This is a genomic window from Halomonas citrativorans, from assembly GCF_014898005.1.
GTDB classification, from domain to species: domain Bacteria; phylum Pseudomonadota; class Gammaproteobacteria; order Pseudomonadales; family Halomonadaceae; genus Vreelandella; species Vreelandella citrativorans.
Window position 1 is genome coordinate 1 of the sequence record NZ_JABUYX010000029.1, and the last position, 16,892, is coordinate 16,892.

Genomic DNA, 16,892 nt, shown 5'->3' on the forward strand with positions numbered 1-16,892 from the left:
TCATTTGCTATCCAATTGCACATCAGTGACCAGCGCCCACCCGTAAAGCTCAAAGCTGTTTTCCACGCTGTCACAAACGGTGATTGCCTAGCAGGGAGAATGGCTGGTGATGGAGGCGTTGGAAACAATACCGCACCGCCATAGTGATAAGTCAGCACTGGGTGAGGGACTGCGTAAGCTGCATGAGATGACAGGGGACGAGCACGGCTGGTTCCGAGATAACGCCTGTGGGAAAACACCCTAGCCAAGGATGGCCGCGCTTTTCAGCGAGAGCGGCGTTTGTTACCGCTCATCAACGCCTGTTGTTCTAAAGGGCTGTTAAACAACGGTTTACGTCACCGCCTTGAAGCGTTAGCCCATGGGGTAGAACGCTGGCTGCCGGATGTTTCGCCGACTTTGGTGCATGGTGATTTGTGGTCGGGCAATGTGCTGTTCACGCCCCAAGGCCCCGCGATCATTGCCCCTGTGGTTTACTGCCACTTCCCTGAGGTGGATCTGGCGATGTTGACCCTATTCGGCTCGCCCAGTACTGCTTTCTTTGAGGCGTACTAGAATGGCAATGCACCTGATGAGTGGCCAAGCCGAGAGGCGCTTTTTCAGCTTTACCCGCTACGGAATCATTTGCTTTTGTTTGGAGGCAGCTACCGACCTGCCATAGAGCGTGTGTTAGCAAGACTGAAAGCTTATTGAGCGGAGTGCTGGCAACTGGTTCGTCGCTATTCACGCCCTTTATTCATTGGTACTGAAAAGTCAGTGGCGGTGATTTTTCAGCTTACGAAACACTGCATACGCACCTGCGCAGATAGTCCCAATCATGATGAACAGGATTGGAGAGATACCCAAAAAGAACTGCATGTTATTGCTCATAGTGAATTGCCTCTGACGTGGAGTAGGAATGCGGTTTAGTTTTGGGTAATCAGCGTAGCACTTGACTCCCCTCCCTTCAGTGCTGTCGCGCTTCAGAATCAGAGCCCTCAGGCTGTTACTTTAGCACTAATGGTTTAAGCAGCAACATCAACGCCGCAATCAATATCCGTAAGCTAATAGCAGAAAGCCGCATAAGCAGTCACCTGCCTATGCGGTGGCACAAGCGGCAAGCCAAAGTGACTTAAACGCGGTGTGAGCTGAGAAGATATCTTTCTACTCGAGAGGTCAGCATGGCAACCGATCCACACCTCAGGCTTCCGATAGGTATCCAAACCTTCTCGACAATCCGCGAGGGAGGTTACTACTATGTCGACAAGACACCGGTGATCGAGCGCTTGGTCTCCCAGAACAAGTTCTACTTCCTGTCTCGCCCGCGGCGCTTCGGCAAGAGCCTGCTGCTCGACACCCTGCGCTGCTTGTTCGAAGGCCGTCAATCGTTGTTCGAGAGATTATACCTCCATGATCGCTGGGGCTGACAGAGGGGGGTACGCTCATGCCACCAAACTTGCTACGCCATAGATAGTAACTGGCTTCTGAGAAACCGTGCCGACGGCAGAGCTCCTTGATGGGCAGCCCCGCTTCGGCTTCGCCAAGGAACCCAATGATCTGTTCTTCGCTGAAACGCTTCTTCATGTCCAATCTCCTTACGCATAGGATCGGACTCTAAAGTGTAGCGCTACTCAATCTGGGGGTGACGTCGTCTATACCAAGCTTTAAAGCGGAAAAAAGCAAACGAATGATTATTCCTTTAAGCGCCCCTAATTAAAGCATTACTACGGAATTTAAAATTATAAATCACATGTTTTTTAGAGAATATATACATCTAAAACAAATCTCCTTTTAATTATATGACCTAAAAAAGCGTCTCCTTTTAAAAACTCTATGGAAAGTAACGATAAAACATTTAGCACTTACTAGGACTAGGCTTAACCCCTTATATCAACAAGGCCAAAAAACTCTCAATGCATAAAATTATAAAAATATAAAACGTATCTTTTTCAAGTTAGCATTAGCCCCGATCAGCATCACTTTCTATACAGAGTCCTATCAAGGATAAAAACTGATGAAGATCGCCTAAAATAACTTCTTAGGATAAATGACATGTTGGTAATTTTTATTTATTCTACTATCTACGAAGACAACCCATTTGATAATATTTTAAGAACGTCTAACCATTACTTTAAATTTTACATCTTTTCTACTCAGCGCTTCTCTAATGATAGTCCGGCAACTTCATCTACTGTTCTTAAAGATGCACCCCGACCAAGATATAAAATATAACTATAAAAACAAGAAAATTACTAACATAGAACTAAATAGGCTAAAAAAAGATTCAATCCTTCTTTACCGTTAGTTATAAAAACAAGATTTATCATTCTAGTAAAATTACAAAAAATCGTACGCATGATAAAATAATATTTTGGATGGAATTACAAATTATTAGCATTCGATTTATATTAAAAAAACACAGAAATACTTAAAAAAATATTAATCTGAACAAATCTTACTACACGAATTTAAAACTGTCATAAATCAACATTTTATTACGAATAATAAGTCGCTTGTCGTAGCCCCGTAGTGAGAACTGGTTTTAAACCGCTCTACCTTTTATACTGGTCTACAAACCTAAACTTACTACCTGTAAATCAATTGGTTTTAAAATATAAACTTGTTTGGTGTAAACCAAAATTGGTCTACAAAAGTGAATTTGTCATTCGTAAACCAATAGAAAAATAACTATTGATCTACGACTACTAACTTTCCGCTTTTTGAGAAAACCTACAGACATCAACTTCATTTTTGTAAACCAATATCTAGAAGTCTCAAAAAAATTGCTATCTTCCTTATTGACCTATGATCATCAACTTCTATATTGTAGACCAAATTTTGGTTTACAAAATTGTAGACCAATATATAATTATTGGTTTACTAGGGTACGTAGGTTATCTATGGATATTATAAAATCTGCTGAGAAAACACATTCGGAATTGTACAGCATGCGCGATTCACTAGCGGCTGAGCTAGATCGCATACGCAATCATGCTCAAATAATTTGTGATTTGCATTGGGAGAATGTCCGAGAAGAAGCAGGTCGACGTGCGCCACGCTTTATAACTCGCATACGTGTCACAACAGGATCGCTTCAATGCCAGTGGCTGCGAGCCGGTGGCAAGCCACCTTCTGAGCCAGGGGGTAGAATTATGGCGACACTGGTGCCAAAGGGTACTAGCCGCTTCAATCCACGATACAAACAATCCGCATTTAATTCGGCCGAACCGTGGGAACGTGAAATAATAGATGAAACAGAAATCAACTATGCAATGTTGCGGGAGCGCTACATGGCCATATCTAAAATTAAAAATGATTTAGATAAAACTATAGGTTTAACTAAAAAGAGTTTTGAGCGTATAGGTTTTCTATGGGATCAATAGCGAGAAATAATTCCATTGCGTATGGAATTGCCGTGCATTCGCGATTTCATCAATTCTGTGCAATGCACCAAACCATGCCACTTTTTTCCGGACCCAGCTCGCTGCCACTGCTGTTTGTTGTGCTTTCTTGAGGTGTCCGGGATATTCAACCAGAACAGTATTAAACAAATCGACGATGTTTTGCTGTTCCATATTATTTAAAAACTTCCGTAGGAATATCAATTCATTATGAGTAATCTCTAAATGAAGAATCTAGACACACAGGAATACAGTACTGGTTATTAGAGTGCTACGGTAATCCCCCCGAAAACTAATCGCGTTGATAAGTGGAATTTTGTAACCTGAAAAAACAGGAGATTTCACATGCGCAAATCACGTTTTACTGACAGCCAGATCATGGCGATTTTGAAGCAGGCTGAGTCTGGTTTGCCTGTCCCTGAACTGTGTCGCGAGCACGGCATGAGCAGCGCCTCATTTTATAAATGGCGCTCCAAGTACGGTGGTATGGACACGTCCATGATGAAGCGCCTCAAGGAGTTGGAAGACGAGAACCAGCGCCTCAAGAAGATGTATGCCGAAGAGCGGTTGAAGGCAGAGTTGCGCCAGGAAGCCCTCGAGGGAAAGTGGTAAAGCCATCTCAACGCCGCGAGATGGCAAAGAATGTCGTTGAGGCCGGTTGCTGCAGTATTCGGCTGGCCTGTCAGGTTTTCGGGATCAGTGAAACCTGTTACCGCTATCAGGCGAAGCTGAGCCATGAGAACGCTGTTATCGCTGACTGGCTGGTGCACCTGACCCACAATCAGCGTAACTGGGGCTTTGGACTGTGTTACTTGTATCTGCGCAACGTGAAAGGCTTTCGCTGGAACCATAAGCGCATCTACCGAATTTACCGGGCATTGGAGCTGAACTTACGCATCAAGCCAAAAAAACGATTGGTGCGTGACAAGCCAGCGCCATTGGTCGTATCCGCTGCTCTAAACGACTGTTGGTCGATGGACTTCATGCATGATCAGTTGGCCGATGGCCGAACGTATCGGTTGTTCAACGTGATCGATGATTACAACCGGGAAGGCCTGATCATCGATGCTGACTTCTCTCTGCCAGCAGAGCGCGTGATACGCTCCTTAAACCAGTTGATCGAATGGCGTGGTCGGCCCAAGGCCATTCGATGCGACAACGGCCCGGAATACATCAGTGGCAAACTAACCCGTTGGGCGAAGCAAAACGGCATTGAGCTGCTGTACATTCAACCTGGCAAGCCACAGCAGAATGCCTACATCGAACGCTACAACCGAACAGTCCGTTATGATTGGCTGAGCCATTATCTGTTCGACTCAATCGCTGAAGTACAGGATTTTGCCACACGCTGGCTCTGGACGTACAACCACGAGCGACCGAACATGGCATTGGGTGGGATAACACCGAAACAGAAGGTGGCCATGGCTGCCTAACCAACTCTACTTATCGCCCCGGTTATAAATGGGGGGATTACCCTACAATATCAATAACCGGTGTATTTTACAAACGTTCTTTTTTCATTAGTTGGATTTAACGGCATCAGTGATAATCAGCATATTGAAATCAAATTTCTATGCACTGCAATTAGGCAAAGAATCTCTTTTAGTAGCGTAGCGTGGCTTTTATTAATTTCTTTTTTTCCGCAGTAATGCACTTTTTTACTTATATTTTATTTGCTAACCACTTATTGTCGATTTTAAATTTCAAAAATAAACCGTAACGGTATTAATTATTGCAGTAAGTGTAGGGGCAGTTTCTATCATCGGTTTAGAGGCGTTTACATATTCTTCGATCATCCAGAAAAATCAGGCACTCGACAATGTGAACCAAACCCTCCTGGCGCGGGCAGAACAGCAAGGAATTCCCAACGCCAACGCTGATCTGAACAAGCTCGGTAGAACGTGCGCTATAAGCTGGCGATGCAGGTGCGTGAGGCCGAAGAGTGCAGAACGCGGGGTCCCTCCCTAAATTCTCGCCCGTGTATCCCTCGGTGGCTGGCAGCATTTCGAACGGCAAGGGCTGTATTAGCAAGATAGGAGAACAACGATGCAATGTTCATGCGGCGCAAGCGCTGATCTAAGCACACAAGTTAACCAGAAATGCGATGCAGAGCTTCGCTACTGCGCCTGCGAAAAGTGCGGGACCATCAGCGAAGCGGTACTGGTGTTACACGGGCACGATGTGTGCTGGGACGTGACAGGGGATGCCGTGGCAAGGCGTTGGTTCAGTACGCTCACGCCAGAGAGTGCCGAAGAGCTATTTCAGTCGGTGACAGCGCTACAAAACGTCCTGCTGGGTGATAGCGACGACGACTCAGGCGATCTGCACACCCAATTCAGCTTTACTTTTTGAAAGTAAAAGCCGCATGCTGGCCAACCACATTGTCGATGCCAGCTGAAGCAGGCGAATCGAAAATCTGGCATACAAGGCAAGGGCGGAGGGTAAGCAGCTGGTCAACATTGATCAGGAGTTTTCCATCTCGAAAACCTACGTGAGCTGTGGGCATAAGGTTGAGAAAATGCCTATCGACACTAGTCGCAGGGATTGCCCTTGCTATGGTAACCGAGGTGTTGATCGAAACCTCGATGCCGCCCGCAATATCTTATAAGCAAGCACCGCGATGTTAGCTTGTGCCAAGAGTTTAAATATCATACCGAGGAGCACTCGAAAATATCCGCCTGTGGAGTTTGAATAAAATCGGCAATGCCAAGGCATTGAAGGCAACTGACAACGAAGCAGGAACCAGGAAGGTAACAACCAGGGAATCCCCCACTATCATCTCTAATTTCGTGGTCGGGGCATGCCAAATCCGCCACTGTACCACTTAAGCCGTACTAATTAAATTTTGGTAATCGCATTGCTGAGTTAACATATTGGTATGACTTGGGCTCATTACCTCAGTACTAGAGAAATGAAGAAAACGTTCACCCTCGCATCTTCATTAACAGCCCTCACCTTCTTAGCGGGCTGTGCTGGCATACCCAGCGTACCTATGGGGGATCCTAATTACAGCGAAAGCAACAGCCGAGCCTACAACCTCGCTATGGTGGGTGGTCTACATGAAGCACGGGATACAAAGCAAGGTGAAGACGAATACAGCTCGATGATGAGCGACCTATCGAGTGATGCTGGCACGGCGCGATCGCTCTCAAGCTCTGCTGGTTTTGGTTTATCAGGTGGAGCGTCACTGGGGCTTGGCCTAGCGTCGGCGCTGCTATCTGGCCCTGGCATGATGCAACTTGATAGGGCGTTTGCATTTGTCCCAACTAGTGAAGCCAATAGCCCTGAACATGCAACTGAAGTTATTCGCAATCGCTTCTATGAGGCTGTACAAAGCTTGACCGACAATAGCAACTTCCTCATGTACTATAAAGAAAGTGACAAAAATATCCATTACTCTCGCCAGCACAATCTTTTCGCCATTGCCTTAGAGGGTGTTTACATAAAGTACTATAATGATCGTTGTTACTAACTCTGAATCTGGAGCAGCTATCATGGTACGCCGCAAGAAGGTTCAGCCTGAGCACTATCCGATCCTATGTGAGATTGTCACCGACAAACCGATGGCAACGCTCGTTGAAATTCGCGATTCGTTTACTGCCAAGACCGGTATCTCATTGTATATCGAAACCTTAAGGATGGCGCTTAAGGAGGCGGGCATCACCCGGCATAAGGGAGTTCCCGAGAAATCTGGTGATCAACGTGATCAGCCACCCGAGGTAGAATCACCTCCTCGTTACGGCTATCAGGATCGTCACCGACAGCAGGCACCAGAACAGCGCTACCCAAGCTGCCTGACCGATGCAGAATGGGCATTGATTGCGGATATCTTCGATACCGATGGTCATCGTGGCAAGCCGCCTAGTTACCCCCGACGCTTACTGGTCGATGCTTGCTGTTATGTGGTTCGTAGTGGTTGTTCGTGGCGGATGTTGCCTCAAGACTTTCCACCTTGGCAAAACGTGTACCGCACCTTTCGGCGCTGGAGCGAGCAGGGCAAATTTGAGCAAATGAACGACCGATTGCGCGCTCAATGGCGAGAGCGTGAAGGGCGTGACAAGATGCCAAGCGCTGCTGTACTTGACGCCCAATCAACACGTCATTCTCCCCAAGGCGGGGCCAGCGGCTATGATGCTGGCAAGAAGGTCAAAGGCCGGAAACGACACGTTCTTGTTGATACGCTAGGCCTTGTGTTGGCGGTGAGTGTGACGGCAGCAAGTGTGCAAGACCGCGATGGGGCGCACCCTGTTATGGCCAATGGAATCGAAAAGTATTCTGGGATATCAACAGTTTTTGTTGATAGTGGTTATGCAGGACGCTGTGCGCAGACGATCAACCAGCAGCATGGTGTTGAGGTAGAGGTCGTGCGTCATCCTGGCAATACTAATGTTGGCTGGTGGAAGACGCCCAACCAGCAAGACCTTTTCACAAAGCAACCGGATGCCAAGGGATTTACTATCCTGCCGAAAAGATGGGTCGTAGAACGTACCCATGCATGGATCGAAAAGGCACGCCGACTGGTAATGCACCATGATCGAAGTATTCAGGTATCCGAAGCTTGGGTGTGGCTGGCGGCAAGCCGACAATTACTCAACCGATTAACTCACCCGTCCTGATATTTAGTAAACACCCTCTTAGTGAATAAAGAGTTAGCCCGATTCCAGCAGAACAGCCCCCTGGCAAAGATCTTTGTGTGTAGTGGTCAACTAATACCGGACATTAATTAAATTTTTGAATTCAGGATTTAAGGTTTTTCTCAGCCACCACGGGAGGCAGGCCATCGTTAAACGAGTGAGGGCGCTGCTGGTTGTAGTAACCCATCAGATAGCTACTAACGTCTTTCTTGGCCTCAGGTAGATTTCGATATCCCCACGCCGGTATCCACTCTGATTTCAGGCTCCGGAACAGCCTTTCCGTCGGCGAGTGTCCCAGCAGTTGCCACGTCGGCTCATGCTTTGTTTCATTCTATAGCGCCAAAGTCGTTGGCGGAACTTGCGGCTTGCATATTGACTGCCCTGGACGCCCTTCTAAGTGTCAAGTGGCGATTTGCGTCTGATTGATATCCCGATGACGGCTACGCAGCACATAATAGAGCTCATAGCGTTTCAGGCATCGGATGGCTTCCAGCTTGGAGTGGCCCTCTCCCACCCGCCATGCCTGCGTATCGGCATCCAGACGTAGCCGCCTGATGGCGATGATATACAGCGCACTATTGGCAGCGCGATCGCCACCCCGGTTGAGCCGGTGCCGCTGCGTCTTACCTGACGAGGCAGGAATAGGACTAATGCCACAAAGCGCCGCAAAGCTGGCTTCTGAGCCAAGGCGGTCCGGATTATCGCCTGCCATGATCAGTAGCTGTGGGGCCGTCTCGTAGCCTACTGCTGTTCGAGACACCAACTTTGGTGCCAGCTCATCGACGATAGCTTTGATCATGACCTACAAATCGGCAAGCTCGTCGTGCAGTTCCAGGTAGCGGCGTGCGAGGGATTTTAGGGCGATGCGGTAAGCCATCGTGACATCCCGGTACCCGTTCAAATCGGGACGCCATGCCGCCAGCGTCCGAAGCAACTGTATTCGCGCCATGTTCCTCGACAGATCGCGCAGCTCCCCTGGTGCCGAGACCACTTGAGTCTGGATCATCTGGAGGGCCACACGGCGAGCCGCGACCGCAGTTTTTCGGCAAACCTTCTGGACACGTAAGGACTCGATCATTCCGACACGTGTCTTCGGGGTGACAGTGCGAATACCCACATAGGCCGCATGAGCGGCATTCTCTGCATCGATTGCGTCATCCTTGCCGCGCTTGCGCCGTACGGTCTTATCGAGTGTCGTGACTTCCAAGATAGTGATGCCTGTGCGCTGTCAGTAGCGCAGCAGGCCGGCTCCATAGGTACCGGTGCATTCGATTCCCACCCGGCTGAGATCGCCGAAGGAGCACATCCAGGTCAGCATAGTCTTGTAGCCATGCCGGGTGGTAGGAAAGCTGGTGGTGCCAAGCACACGGTCATGGACATCCACGACGGCGGCTACATGCAGCTCTTTGTGGGTATCAACACCGCCGATAATGAAGGAGCGATCACTGGGTTGCTGACTCATAGTGGATCTCCAAGCTATTGATTCAGGATGGCTTCACCGAGTTCGATAGCCTGGACACGACAGTAATAAGGCAGGCGGTCAGGCCCTTCTTGAGTCACATGCTTCGACGAGGCGAAACCTCGCCGCCAGTGCTCCTGGATCACCGACAGGTCCAAGGAAAGACACACTAGCCGGGTCGATCAGAATGTGGGTCAGGAGACCCAAGAGCCCTCACGGCACCAGGTCCTCAGAATAGATCGATTACTATAAGTGCCGGATCAACCCAGAAACACCTGGCACCTTGTAGTCTTACTATCGGAATGGAACATGACGCTCTTAGGCTGACCACGTTGTTCCCAAGCATGATCCAGCGCTTTCACAACAAAATCTGCATCCGGGCTGCACGACATGGCCCAGCCAACAACACGACAAGCATAAAGATCCAACACAACGGCCAGATAGCTCCAACGCTGGCCACTCCAGATATAAGGGATGTCACCAGACCTGATTGGGCTGGTCTGGTGTAAATTTGCGGCCAAGATGATTCGCAATATCAGGTCGCCCAACAGTCGCCTGCTTGTCAGCAGGAGGGTCTGACTGCTTGCAGATCAACCCCATTTCGCTCATCAAACACCGAACCTTGAAACGGCCGATGGTGACGCCCTCTTCGCCGAGCAACCCGTTGATTGAGCTGCTGCCAGCTGAGCGGCGACTCTTTTTGAAAAGGCGGCTTACCTGAGCTTTTAAGGCCAGACGCTCAACATCCACGCGGTGCCACTGCTGGCGGTATTCGTAGTAACTGGAGCGGCTAATATCAAACGCATTACAGACCATTTCAACAGGCATTTGCTCACTCAACTGGTCTATCAGCGCGTACGATTCATATCGTCCGACATCAAGAGAGCGATGGTCTTTTTTCGGATGGTTTTTTCCATCTCAAGACGTTTGCAGCGAGCCTCAAGCTACTGAATACGCTGCTGTTCTGGGGTTAACGCTTTGCCCTTAGGCGTTATTCCTTGACGCTCGTCCGCAAGCTGGTGAACCCAGCGTCGGAGGGCGCTTTCACCGACACCCAACGAGCTACAAGCTTGGTGATAGCTGTAGCCTTGATCCAGTACCAGCCTGGCAGCTTCTTGCTTAAATTCAGGCGAAAAAGTACGTCGTTTCTTGGTCATCAGACACCTCGCTTTTGGTGGCCATATTACCACCTACGTTGGTGTCCGGTTTTATTGAACCACTACAGGTTGGTGACTACATTCTGATTTTGCCGATGGCACTGGACTTTTTAGGCGTGTTATCCCGCTTATCGTCTGCTACTGACGGCTCTGTTGAGGCATCCGCCTCCACACTTGTATCTGCTTCTCCTTTTTGGGTTCCCATCTCAACCTCACCTTCCTCTTTTATGCTTGCCATACCAGGATCAACGGGCTCTTTGACGATAGCGTGTGCCTGCGGGTTTTGTGATGGGCGGGTCGACAGCCCTTGATTATCAGCATGGCGAGCCAAGCGTGAAATATCGTTGAGTAATGCCCCCGCCGACGCAAGGGCTTTTACCCGACTGGAAACATTACCGTTTGGAATGGCTGCCAGGTCGCGGTACAACTCGGGATAATTGTAGAAATTGACGGTCAATTTTAGCGGCATGGAAGATTCTGTCTCGTCTCCGTCGCTATCCTCCACGTCATCACTGACGATACTGCTATAGTGCCTTTCGGCGAGTGAATGCAATCGCTCACTGTCAACGGCAATGCCCCCCATTTCCCGCATCAAGCAGCATAGGTTAGCGAGATTGCGCAGACGCTCCGCACGGTATTTATTAGGGACGGACATGAGTTCTCTGTACAGATCACCATCGCGGCGGCGGTACAGCATGATGTTGATGACAAGCGGCTGTGATTGCTGAAAGTCGTGCATCACGGATTCTCCAATGATTATAAAGCTGGCGGTAATCAGTGCTACCACCAGCTGTAATGCCAATAAACGCTATCGTGCGGCCCAGCCGTGATAGCCCCGAGCGATGGACAGCACCGGATCAGAGGGCTGGATAATCTCGCAATGTGAGAAAATTCGCCGTGCTTCAGGTTCAAAAAATGCCCCACCGCCCCCTGCAACCACAACAGTATCAAGTACCGTATTTCGCATACTACCCGCAATTTCGCTTATAGCAGCCTGAGAGATTTCCAATGCGCTTTTTTGGATGTAAGGTTGGATGTCTATTTTCTGTCCTGCATAGCGTACTATATGCGAATTTGCGCGTATTAAACTTTCAATTTTTTCAGACTTGAGGCTCTTACCTGGTGCCGCTCCGTAGTCTGCGCTGACCAATTCAGCCACTCTATCAATAATCCGAGACGTTGCTAAAAGGGTTGTACCGGACAACTCAGCATTTAACTCCCCTTCTTCAAAAACTACAAAGTCAGTGCTATAAAAGCCAGGGTCAATGATGATAACACTACCTTCTGTTAATGCTTCTACGGTATCTTGATCGTCGTTACTTTCAGCGTAGTGAATAGCATCTAAAAATGCACCGCCTGGTTGTGGAATGACCTCAACTTCATCCACGGTTACGGTTCTCTTTTTAGCAACTTGATGCTCCCCTGCCATCATCTTTTTAATATCGTTTTTTAATTCTTCGTTCTGCCAATGCGTGACCGGCAACCCCGTCACTAAGCGATCTACCTGGCGATCATTTGTATATAATAACGCAGCATGGAAAAGTGCCTTATACTGCGTCGTTTTAATGTAGTTTTCCGTTATATCGCGTGAGCTACCCAACACTTTACCTGGTGCAATACCAGCGGCATATTCAACGCCATCTACCATAACAATGGTGGTATCAACATCACCGCCGGTAATGCCTTTAATCTGCCGATTGAATTGATCGAGGCGCGACACCCCTACAGGAAAGACGGACTCCTGATGCCCTTCATCGCCGCCTGAGTAAACCAGCTTGGTGTTGCTATAGCCGATATCCAGCCCTACGTTCGTACCCATTCAGACCTCCACGTTTCACTGTTAAACAGCTAAACCGAAGCGCAAGTCACTTCGCCTTAGAGAGTTTATTTCAAACTTTAAGGTTTGTAAAAATCAGTATTGCATCCATTGAGAAATGCTTCAACCCTCTCATTACCTTTTCAATTCCCACCAGTACTGGGGGAAGGTGGCAAATTTTTATCACTTCCCCCCAGTTGGGGGGAGAATTAAAAAAATTTGGCTATTTTTCCTATTTTCTGTTTCACCTCCCACCAGTAAGTAATACCCTGTGGGGAGCGAGGGTTTCCCCCAGGGTAATTTCATGGGGAGCGTCTGTTAGATATTGAGGCTTTGGAGGGCTATCTGGATGTCAGAATATGGTGGTAGCAACAGTTCAGGTAATTATTCGCTTGACCATTTGCATACGCTGCTTGCTGTGAACGACGAGGCAGAAGCCGAGCGTTCGGGTATTGATTTGGCTGAAGTATCTGCCGCGCTGTCGGATGCAGCCGATGGAATGCTTGAAGAAATTGAGCGGTCGATTTATCTGGCAGCCTTGGACTCACGCACGATGGCTGACTTATTTTGGGAAGAAAAAATGGAGCGCTTTGCAGCAGGTGATCCAGGTAAGCTCGGTATCCGTGTTCGCGTTAATCGAGGAACCTTGGAAGTCGTCTATTTCCGTGATGCGTTTGTTCGGAACTCTGACTCGATGCGCAAAGGTAAAACTTACTACGCTAAACATATTAAACGGTCTGGTAAGCATCATTATAACGCCCGAGACTTTAATGGGGCTGAAAGTTGGGAGCGAGAATTAGTTGCGGCGCACGAAAAAGACCATGCCAAAAATCGAAAAATTTTTTATGAGTTATCAAAAGCGCGAACAGCGCTGAAGGAGATCAAGAAGGTAGTTGAATCGCATAGAAAGTAGATAGCCTAATAAGTTATTTATTCATGACTCAAACACCTCTGCTTGTGAAATTTCTCTTTTTAAACCATGCCGCCGAATAATTTGATAATATTTGTTAGGCTTATCCTCTTTCATATTAAAGTGGTCTTAATTTCGTGTGCAGGCATACACAGAATACCGTCACAATGCTTTCCTTTTAAAAGAAAAATTGCAAAAGGCATTTATAAGCCATTATTCCACATAACAAACCAAAAGGTTTATAGAGCACGTTATGGTTCATGTAATCCTTGAAGGCGGAAGGAAGCTAATTCACTAGAAATCCGCCCCTCAGCGTCTTGGTCGGTTTTTCGGGGTGCGTAGAATCCAACGGACACCCGACATCGAGACAAGGAGGGCATTGTGCTCACATTAGTAACCAGCGATAAATCTGAAAACGCATTGTCACGGCTTGAGGATGAGCAGCAGATATTGGCTGACGATATCGCTATGGCATTTTTCAACCTGACGCCCGACATCACTGAAGATGCCGACTGTGGCGACGTTGCGCACGAAGCAGCAGCATTCTTTGCTGACGCCGGTATGCCCAAGGAGCTGTTCTTTGGTGAGCTACATACCAACGAAACGGGCGAAAACGTGATCATCGTGCCGCATTACTGGCTGGAGGTGCCGCTGCAAACGACGCGGATTATTGTCGATCTGACACTGCCTTTCTGGCTGACTGATCCTGTTGCCGACACGACGGATTTCGACATTCCAACCGTTCTCATCAAGCGCCTGAGCGAGGAGCGAGGACGAAAATACATTGGTGAGCGAATCGAGTTTCCCGATCTTGTTGGTGAAGCCGATAGCTCAGCTATTGCGTTGTATCCGCAGTGCCGATTTTGCGATGGCCTTGTTCGTCATTACCATCGCCTAAAGTAAGGGTTTCGAGATGGAGACACAGGTTCGAAAGAGACACCTGCTTGCGTTTCTGGATCGGTACGGCGTTGATTCTCCTGCATTGCAGTACGCGATCTCGCTTCTTTTGGACGCCCAGAAGCATATCCCTGCGGTGTCCGATTCTCCGTCCATAGAAAGTGTTGCGCTATTTGGCTTGGACGACGACGAATGGGAAGACGCGGTGCGAGCTGCCCGTCTTCAGCGCAAACTGGATGAGCTGTCTTCGCAGTTTCCGCTTATGCTGCTCTCGGATTCGGTTGTCGATGCCGATAGTGGTCGGATACAGCTTTGGGGCCGCCAGGTGATACGCCCATCGGTGCTAGAAGATCAGCTGGGTATGTCTATCGCCACATCCGATTGGCAGATCGTGATGGATGCCTTGCAACTGCTCCCGTCTTCCTGGTCGATGGTTCTGGAAATTTCTCGGGGGACGGCTTAATTTCGCACCGGCTTGGTCAAGCGCAAAAGTTGGTTAAGCTACTAGGTAAATCAACGTAACGAGGAAAATCTCATGAGCCGTCAAAACCGTTCTTTGCGCTGTTCACTGAAAGCTGTGTCACTTTTGCCTCACCGTCTAGTGCGTGCATACCTTGTTGACGACACGCCACATGGGAAGTATCGCCAGGCTTTTTCGGTGCAGGGTATTGTGTCTCTTTCCCCGATTATCGGCCTTTTTGTTTTCTTTTTCTGGCGGGCATTTGCGGGTGTCGGTATCGAATGGATCATGCCGTCGATTCTTGCTCTGGCAGTTGGCGGGGTCTTGATGGCCATCTCTACGGCTGGAAGATATATCAAGGAGGGAAGGATGCGGCGTTTCATCGGCTTGCAGCTATACGCCCTTTTCTGCTGGCTCCTGACGGCCTCTGTCGTGTTTTCTACCCCCTACCTGCTACCTTGGACTGCCTGATCCCACGCAGGCTCTCATAAAGGCTTACCCCCTTCTTGGGGGGTTTTTGTTTTTGCCTAGAAATCCGGTGTTCCGCTGGCCTGCCTGATCGTTTCCTGCGCGTACTCTGCCAGGGTACTTTTCATTCCAGAGGGATATTCATGTCAAAATCTACATCTTCGGCCACAGACGATCGTCGCGCGATGCACCTTGCGTTTGGCGGTATTATCGGCAGCGGATTTCTGGCAACACTTGCATTCGGTTTGCTGCTGAACGCCCAGACTGAAACGGCTAATCAACTCCAACAGACCAATGCAAAACTGTCTGACCTTGCCGATGCCATCAACACTTCCTCTGGACAGCAAACGCGCAATACTGATCTGGTGGCCGCTGTTGATCAGGTGATGCAGCAGCGAGCGCAGGCCGAGCAAGAGGCACAGCGCCAGGCATTGCTAGAGGGGTATGACAATGCCCCTACCGATTTGGAAGACGATACGCCCTGGACATACGGGGATGTTGACGCTCGCTTCACGCTGTACACCTATTCCGATCCCAACTGCCCGTACTGCCGTCAGTTTCACAGTACCCCTAAGCAACTTGTTGATAGCAGTCAGGGCGTGATGAAGGCTCAGTACCATCACATGACGATCATGGATGCCAACTCGACCACCCAAGCATTGGCGAGTGAATGCGCAGGCCGTCTTGGTGATAATCAGCATTTCTGGGCGCTTAGCGACTATATCTACGAGAATCATCAGGTGCGCGAAGCGGGTTTGCTCGATGTGGCTGAAACGATGGGTTTTGATCGTTCAGCGTTTCGTCAGTGTATGCAAAGCAGCGATGTACAACGCCATGTGGCTGATCTTGGGCGTGAAGCACAATCAAAAGGTGTTACGGGTACGCCGACATCGTTTTTGATCGACAACGAAACGGGTAAGGAAGTCCGTTTGTCTGGGGCGCAGCCGCCAGGAGCCATCATTTCTGCATTAAGGGGCATAATCGAACAGGAAAGCGCGGAGGCAGGAGCAGTCAATGGCCAACCCGCTGAACAGGAAGGTTAATAATGCTTCCCATTTCCCCGATTGCGATTGCCATTGGTGCCGCCCTCTTTCTGGCCAGAACAAACCTGGCAGGCTTGATAGGCGGTGCATTGCTGGGGATGGCATTGATGCACCTTTGGCCGGAATACTTTATGCCCGTTTATACCTGGGTCGGCGGCTTGTTGGATTCGCTGGGCATTGGCGACTGGCTGGGCGCGGCCAATCAGTCTGCTCCCGTGACATCCGATGCGACGCCTACTGCCGAGTAAAACGCCCCATTCATTTGTGACTGACGCCCTTTCAAGGGCGTTTTTTTGGAGCGGAACATGCTTCCATATCGAGTATTGCCAGCGATGGCACTTGGGCTTGGGCTTGGGCTCGCAATACCGCCTGCTCTGGGAGCGGCGAAAACAGTTATGTCTTCCGGCGATACTGTGTCGGATTCGACACACCACCACAACGTCCAGATCGTCGTGAGCCACGACTGTCAGCGTGCCTGGTATCCCGATATTGGGGATCGTTTGCAGATAGAGGTACAGGCAGCTCATTATCGGCCAGACCGACACCTTGCAACGATCACAGCTGAGCCGCTAGAACGACATGGGCGTTTTGCCGAGCCCCGACGACGACTCGATGTTTTGACAGCGGACGGTCAAGGGAATATGCCTCCAGGCGCGTCAGCACCTTGGGTC

Annotated in this window: 16 protein-coding genes and 5 pseudogenes; 14 read left to right on the forward strand and 7 right to left on the reverse strand. The window is 49.1% G+C overall.

Annotation, left to right across the window (positions count from 1 at the left end; translation table 11 throughout):
- Window positions 1-100: 100 nt before the first annotated feature.
- Together INT20_RS16210 and INT20_RS16215 are read left to right on the forward strand one after the other, a co-directional pair.
- Window positions 101-690 (forward strand): annotated as a pseudogene (locus tag INT20_RS16210) (fructosamine kinase family protein); the annotation flags it as partial.
- A gap of 467 nt (window positions 691-1,157) precedes the next feature.
- Entirely contained in the window at window positions 1,158-1,403 is a 246-nt protein-coding gene (locus INT20_RS16215; RefSeq protein ID WP_226912223.1) for an AAA family ATPase, read from the forward strand.
- A 7-nt stretch (window positions 1,404-1,410) separates the two neighbouring features.
- On the opposite strand, the pseudogene INT20_RS16220 reads toward INT20_RS16215, so the two are convergent.
- A pseudogene (locus INT20_RS16220) lies at window positions 1,411-1,560 on the reverse strand (transposase); the annotation flags it as partial.
- Between the two features lie 1,364 nt (window positions 1,561-2,924).
- On the opposite strand from INT20_RS16220, the gene mobI (INT20_RS18155) reads away from it, so the two are divergent.
- A complete protein-coding gene (gene mobI / locus INT20_RS18155) occupies window positions 2,925-3,359 on the forward strand; it encodes a conjugative transfer protein MobI(A/C) (RefSeq protein WP_226912224.1) in 435 nt (144 codons plus the stop codon).
- Here mobI (INT20_RS18155) and INT20_RS16230 read toward each other — a convergent pair.
- The gene (locus INT20_RS16230; protein ID WP_193057314.1) at window positions 3,345-3,551 is read right to left on the reverse strand and encodes a hypothetical protein; all 207 of its coding nucleotides are present in this window, start codon (window positions 3,549-3,551) and stop codon (window positions 3,345-3,347) included. The genes mobI (INT20_RS18155) and INT20_RS16230 overlap by 15 nt on opposite strands.
- Window positions 3,552-3,722: 171 nt before the next feature.
- On the opposite strand from INT20_RS16230, the gene INT20_RS16235 reads away from it, so the two are divergent.
- The 5 genes from INT20_RS16235 (at window position 3,723) to INT20_RS16255 (ending at window position 7,993) form a co-directional block, all read left to right on the forward strand.
- Window positions 3,723-4,810, forward strand: a protein-coding gene (locus tag INT20_RS16235) for an IS3 family transposase (protein WP_192536156.1) whose coding sequence is annotated in 2 segments (ribosomal slippage) — window positions 3,723-3,978 and window positions 3,978-4,810 — 1,089 coding nt in all. Because the reading frame shifts where the segments join, the coding sequence is not laid out codon by codon here.
- 613 nt (window positions 4,811-5,423) lie between these two features.
- On the forward strand, window positions 5,424-5,729 hold the full coding sequence (locus INT20_RS16240) for a hypothetical protein (protein ID WP_192536157.1): 306 nt from the start codon (window positions 5,424-5,426) through the stop codon (window positions 5,727-5,729).
- Window positions 5,730-5,793: 64 nt separating this feature from the next.
- Window positions 5,794-5,985, forward strand: a complete 192-nt coding sequence (locus INT20_RS18410) for a zinc ribbon domain-containing protein (RefSeq protein ID WP_225734488.1) — start codon at window positions 5,794-5,796, stop codon at window positions 5,983-5,985.
- Between the two features lie 303 nt (window positions 5,986-6,288).
- The gene (locus INT20_RS16250) at window positions 6,289-6,849 is read left to right on the forward strand and encodes a hypothetical protein (protein WP_192536158.1); all 561 of its coding nucleotides are present in this window, start codon (window positions 6,289-6,291) and stop codon (window positions 6,847-6,849) included.
- Between the two features lie 22 nt (window positions 6,850-6,871).
- Complete coding sequence (locus tag INT20_RS16255; RefSeq protein ID WP_192536159.1) at window positions 6,872-7,993, forward strand: IS5 family transposase; 1,122 nt, start codon at window positions 6,872-6,874, stop codon at window positions 7,991-7,993.
- A gap of 121 nt (window positions 7,994-8,114) precedes the next feature.
- On the opposite strand, the pseudogene INT20_RS16260 reads toward INT20_RS16255, so the two are convergent.
- The 5 genes and pseudogenes from INT20_RS16260 to INT20_RS16290 all read right to left on the reverse strand — a co-directional run.
- Window positions 8,115-8,395, reverse strand: a pseudogene (locus INT20_RS16260) (integrase core domain-containing protein); the annotation flags it as partial.
- Window positions 8,396-8,411: 16 nt separating this feature from the next.
- Window positions 8,412-9,473 (reverse strand): annotated as a pseudogene (locus INT20_RS16265) (IS110 family RNA-guided transposase).
- Between the two features lie 293 nt (window positions 9,474-9,766).
- Window positions 9,767-10,627, reverse strand: a pseudogene (locus tag INT20_RS18160) (IS3 family transposase); the annotation flags it as partial.
- 76 nt (window positions 10,628-10,703) lie between these two features.
- Window positions 10,704-11,429 carry a hypothetical protein gene (locus INT20_RS16285; RefSeq protein ID WP_193057315.1) on the reverse strand — a complete coding sequence of 242 codons (726 nt, stop codon included), beginning with the start codon at window positions 11,427-11,429 and terminating at the stop codon, window positions 10,704-10,706.
- A gap of 6 nt (window positions 11,430-11,435) precedes the next feature.
- The gene (locus tag INT20_RS16290) at window positions 11,436-12,446 is read right to left on the reverse strand and encodes a ParM/StbA family protein (protein WP_192536164.1); all 1,011 of its coding nucleotides are present in this window, start codon (window positions 12,444-12,446) and stop codon (window positions 11,436-11,438) included.
- A 346-nt stretch (window positions 12,447-12,792) separates the two neighbouring features.
- On the opposite strand from INT20_RS16290, the gene mobI (INT20_RS16295) reads away from it, so the two are divergent.
- From mobI (INT20_RS16295) to INT20_RS16320, 6 genes are all read left to right on the forward strand, one after another.
- Window positions 12,793-13,356, forward strand: a complete 564-nt coding sequence (mobI, locus tag INT20_RS16295) for a conjugative transfer protein MobI(A/C) (RefSeq protein WP_192536165.1) — start codon at window positions 12,793-12,795, stop codon at window positions 13,354-13,356.
- Between the two features lie 378 nt (window positions 13,357-13,734).
- Entirely contained in the window at window positions 13,735-14,256 is a 522-nt protein-coding gene (locus INT20_RS16300; protein WP_192536166.1) for a hypothetical protein, read from the forward strand.
- Window positions 14,257-14,266: 10 nt separating this feature from the next.
- Window positions 14,267-14,713 carry a hypothetical protein gene (locus tag INT20_RS16305; protein ID WP_193057316.1) on the forward strand — a complete coding sequence of 149 codons (447 nt, stop codon included), beginning with the start codon at window positions 14,267-14,269 and terminating at the stop codon, window positions 14,711-14,713.
- 72 nt (window positions 14,714-14,785) lie between these two features.
- Window positions 14,786-15,181, forward strand: coding sequence for a hypothetical protein (locus INT20_RS16310; protein WP_192536168.1), 396 nt, complete (start codon window positions 14,786-14,788; stop codon window positions 15,179-15,181).
- A gap of 140 nt (window positions 15,182-15,321) precedes the next feature.
- A complete protein-coding gene (locus INT20_RS16315) occupies window positions 15,322-16,221 on the forward strand; it encodes a DsbA family protein (RefSeq protein WP_192536169.1) in 900 nt (299 codons plus the stop codon).
- A 2-nt stretch (window positions 16,222-16,223) separates the two neighbouring features.
- A complete protein-coding gene (locus tag INT20_RS16320) occupies window positions 16,224-16,469 on the forward strand; it encodes a hypothetical protein (RefSeq protein ID WP_192536170.1) in 246 nt (81 codons plus the stop codon).
- Window positions 16,470-16,892: the final 423 nt, after the last annotated feature.

Bases quoted from the DNA above. Each gene is read 5' to 3' on its own strand.
- INT20_RS16240 (WP_192536157.1), top strand. From the start codon at position 5,424: ATGCAATGTTCATGCGGCGCAAGCGCTGATCTAAGCACACAAGTTAAC.
- mobI (WP_226912224.1), top strand. From the start codon at position 2,925: ATGCGCGATTCACTAGCGGCTGAGCTAGATCGCATACGCAATCATGCT.
- INT20_RS16230 (WP_193057314.1), bottom strand. From the start codon at position 3,551: ATGGAACAGCAAAACATCGTCGATTTGTTTAATACTGTTCTGGTTGAA.
- INT20_RS16250 (WP_192536158.1), top strand. From the start codon at position 6,289: ATGAAGAAAACGTTCACCCTCGCATCTTCATTAACAGCCCTCACCTTC.
- INT20_RS16315 (WP_192536169.1), top strand. From the start codon at position 15,322: ATGTCAAAATCTACATCTTCGGCCACAGACGATCGTCGCGCGATGCAC.
- INT20_RS16255 (WP_192536159.1), top strand. From the start codon at position 6,872: ATGGTACGCCGCAAGAAGGTTCAGCCTGAGCACTATCCGATCCTATGT.
- INT20_RS16305 (WP_193057316.1), top strand. From the start codon at position 14,267: ATGGAGACACAGGTTCGAAAGAGACACCTGCTTGCGTTTCTGGATCGG.
- mobI (WP_192536165.1), top strand. From the start codon at position 12,793: ATGTCAGAATATGGTGGTAGCAACAGTTCAGGTAATTATTCGCTTGAC.
- INT20_RS16310 (WP_192536168.1), top strand. From the start codon at position 14,786: ATGAGCCGTCAAAACCGTTCTTTGCGCTGTTCACTGAAAGCTGTGTCA.
- INT20_RS16290 (WP_192536164.1), bottom strand. From the start codon at position 12,446: ATGGGTACGAACGTAGGGCTGGATATCGGCTATAGCAACACCAAGCTG.
- INT20_RS16215 (WP_226912223.1), top strand. From the start codon at position 1,158: ATGGCAACCGATCCACACCTCAGGCTTCCGATAGGTATCCAAACCTTC.
- INT20_RS16320 (WP_192536170.1), top strand. From the start codon at position 16,224: ATGCTTCCCATTTCCCCGATTGCGATTGCCATTGGTGCCGCCCTCTTT.